Source organism: Intestinibacter sp., from assembly GCF_051866655.1.
Classification (GTDB): domain Bacteria; phylum Bacillota; class Clostridia; order Peptostreptococcales; family Peptostreptococcaceae; genus Intestinibacter.
Genome location: NZ_JBJDXL010000406.1, coordinates 1 through 3042, shown reverse-complemented (window position 1 = coordinate 3042; position 3042 = coordinate 1). Strand labels below are relative to the sequence as shown.

Genomic DNA, 3042 nt, shown 5'->3' with positions numbered 1-3042 from the left:
TTATTTATTTAAAGACTAGTCTAAAAATATTTTAAATTAAAACGGAGGATTTCGCAATGCAAAATCTACTAAATGAAGTATATAAATTTATAGATGACAACAAGGACGAAATGATAAAACTTTGGGAAGATGTTGTAAATACTGAAAGTTTCACAAAAGATCCAGCCAATATTTCTATTCTTGCAAATAAATTAAAAGGAGAATTTGAAAAATGTGGTATGGATTGTAAAATAGTTTCTGCTGAGCCAAACGGTCCTACACTTATAGGAAATTTAGGACTAGACAGAAAAGGTGCACCTATTTTATTTTCAGGTCATATGGATACTGTTTTTAAAACTGGTTCTGCTTCAGAAAGACCTTTTAAAATAGAAGACGGCAAGGCATATGGCCCTGGTGTATTAGATATGAAAGGTGGTATAATAATTGCCCTTTATACTATAAAAGCCTTAAATTCCATAGGCTATAAAGACAGACCTATAAAAATAATATTCTCTGGTGATGAAGAATGCGGACATTTTAATTCGAATGGCGGAAAAACTTTATCAGAAGAAGGAAAAGGTTGTCTATGTGCATTTAACATGGAAACTGGGCTTGTAGATGATTGTCTATGTGTAGGCAGAAAAGGAAGAATTGAAGCTAAACTAAACATAACTGGTATAGAAGCCCATGCAGGTAATGATTTCATAAACGGTAGAAGTGCAATAGAAGAAGCAGCATTTAAAATAGCTAAAGTAAGAGAATTGACTGATTTAGAAAATGGAACTACATGCGTTGCTACAGTTATAGATAGTACAAAAATTTCAAATTCATTCCCTAAAACTTGTAGTGTAACCTTCGATATTAGATTCGAAAAAATGTCAGAAGTAGATAGAATCAAAACTGCGCTTAATAAAATCGCTGCCGAATCAATAATAGGCAATACTACTTGCGAATTAGAATGTGTAGGTTCTATGATGCCTTATGAAACAACAGAAAAAGTTTTAAAATTACATGAATTCGTCTCTAAAATCGCCAAAGAAAACAATTTTGGAGAAATAGGTAAACGTAAACTAGGTGGTTCTTCAGATGCAAGCTATTTAACAATTGCAGGTGTTCCTACTCTTTGCTCTTGTGGTGTTCAAGGAGAATGGAATCATACACTTGATGAATACGCTATAGTCGAATCACTTTTCACTAGAGCTAAGCTTTGGGCTACAGTAATTTTAAACTTGGATAAAATAGATTTATAAATTTAAGGGGTGTAATTTTATGAGTAATCAAAATAATCAAGAAATAAAAGTAACATGGAAGGGATATCTTTCATTAGCAATATTAGTAATTTTATTCTCTGGTATATTTTCATCAGCAGATAATTTTCTAGCTGCTTTTGATTTTAGTAAGCTATGTGGTTCTTTCGGACAAATAGTCGAAGGAGTTACATTTACTGGTAAAGGTGGAACAGGTGCAAAAGACGGATTTTTAACTGCTCTTACATTAATTCCTGCTGTATGCTTTGCAATAGGTCTTATAGATGTAGTTGAATATTACGGCGGTATGGAGGCTGCAGCTAAATTATTCAATCCACTACTAAAACCTATACTTGGTATTCCTGGTATAACAGGTATAGCTTTCGTATCATCTTTCACTAGCTCAGATGTTGCATCAATTATGACTCGTGATTTATATAACCAAGGACTTATAACAGATGATGAAAGAACTATTTTTGTATCTTATCAATATGCAGCTTCAGCTGTAATTCTAAATACAATAAATTTAATGGCTCCACTTTTAGCTATAGCTCCATTGGCTATAGGACCTATTATAGTAATACAATTTTTCTGTAAACTAATCGGTGCCAATATAGTTAGAATATATCTTAAATTTTTTAATAAAAAACAAAATATAAATGAAGGAGTTGCTTAAAGATGGATGTTCAAGTACCTGTAAAAGAAAAGAAAAGTATAGTTGAGTTATTTATGAATGGATGTAAAAAAGGATTTTACATCGGTGTTGAAAAGATATTACCAGCTCTATTAATGGGAGCTTTTATAGTACAATTTTTAAAGCTTACTGGTTTAGTTGATATTTTAGGTAATGTTTGTGGACCTGTTATGAATATATTTGGATTACCTGGTGAATCTATAGTTGTTATATTATCAGCATTCTTCTCTAAAGGAGCTGGTGCTGCAACTGCATTCTCACTTTATTCTGAAGGAATGCTAACAGCAGTTCAATGTACAATATTAATCATGCCTTGTATGCTAATGGGAACACTTGTTGGTCACTATGCAAGAATAGTACTTGTTGCCGAAACTAATCCTAAACATAGAATGATATTATTAATAGTACCTATAATAGATTCTATAATTGGTATGTTTGCTATGAAATTAATATTATCTGTTATGGGACTTCTATAATTAAAACTTCGTACATAATTCATAATTCATAAAAAGCTCCTTTTGAAAAGTCTTTAAAACTTCCCTCAAAGGAGCTTTTTAATTATATCTATCTATTATTTAAAAGTTCGCAAATTCTCTTTAATCCTTCTTCCAAAATAGATCTAGGGCAAGCTAAATTAAGTCTTATAAATCCATTAGAATTTCTAACGAACATATCCCCACCTTCTAGAAGTACTCCTGCGTGATTTGCAAATAATAAAGGTAAATCTTCATCTTCTTCGACATATTCACCTATGTTTACCCATCCTAGATAAGTTGCTTCTGATATTTGCATAACTGCCTTTGGAAGATTTTTACTTAGATACTCTTTAGTAAATCTAAAGTTTTCATCTAAGTAATCCTTTAACTCGCATAACCAGTCATATCCATCTGTATAAGCTGCCTGTGCTGCTGCTACACTAAGTGGATTTTCAAAATCGTAATGTCTATCTTTGTATATAGATCTTATTTTTTCATTTGGTATTATTATGTTTGAAATCATAAATCCTGCCATATTAAATGTTTTACTTGGTGCCATACAAGTTATTATTTGGTCTGTATCTGGGAATAGCTTAGCTAATGGAGTATGTTTTTTGCCATTTCTAAGTAAATCACAGTGAATTTC

The 3042-nt window shown here is 31.6% G+C and carries 4 protein-coding genes; 3 read left to right on the top strand and 1 reads right to left on the bottom strand.

Features of this window, described 5'->3' with window-relative positions:
• The first annotated feature begins 56 nt into the window (after nucleotides 1-56).
• The 3 genes from ACI3VO_RS12220 to ACI3VO_RS12210 are packed head-to-tail and all read left to right on the top strand — an operon-like array spanning nucleotide 57 to nucleotide 2396.
• Entirely contained in the window at nucleotides 57-1229 is a 1173-nt protein-coding gene (locus tag ACI3VO_RS12220; protein ID WP_439758182.1) for a M20 family metallopeptidase, read from the top strand.
• Nucleotides 1230-1248: 19 nt separating this feature from the next.
• Entirely contained in the window at nucleotides 1249-1902 is a 654-nt protein-coding gene (locus tag ACI3VO_RS12215) for a nucleoside recognition domain-containing protein (protein ID WP_439758181.1), read from the top strand.
• A gap of 2 nt (nucleotides 1903-1904) precedes the next feature.
• Nucleotides 1905-2396, top strand: coding sequence for a nucleoside recognition domain-containing protein (locus ACI3VO_RS12210; protein ID WP_439758180.1), 492 nt, complete (start codon nucleotides 1905-1907; stop codon nucleotides 2394-2396).
• Nucleotides 2397-2484: 88 nt separating this feature from the next.
• On the opposite strand, the gene ACI3VO_RS12205 is transcribed toward ACI3VO_RS12210, so the two are convergent.
• Nucleotides 2485-3042, bottom strand: a 558-nt coding sequence (locus tag ACI3VO_RS12205; protein WP_439758179.1) for an aminotransferase class I/II-fold pyridoxal phosphate-dependent enzyme, incomplete at its 5' end; no start/stop codon positions are given.

What these genes read in the sequence shown, in the direction of transcription:
- ACI3VO_RS12220 (WP_439758182.1), top strand. Translation starts at nt 57, where the DNA reads ATGCAAAATCTACTAAATGAAGTATATAAATTTATAGATGACAACAAG.
- ACI3VO_RS12215 (WP_439758181.1), top strand. Translation starts at nt 1,249, where the DNA reads ATGAGTAATCAAAATAATCAAGAAATAAAAGTAACATGGAAGGGATAT.
- ACI3VO_RS12210 (WP_439758180.1), top strand. Translation starts at nt 1,905, where the DNA reads ATGGATGTTCAAGTACCTGTAAAAGAAAAGAAAAGTATAGTTGAGTTA.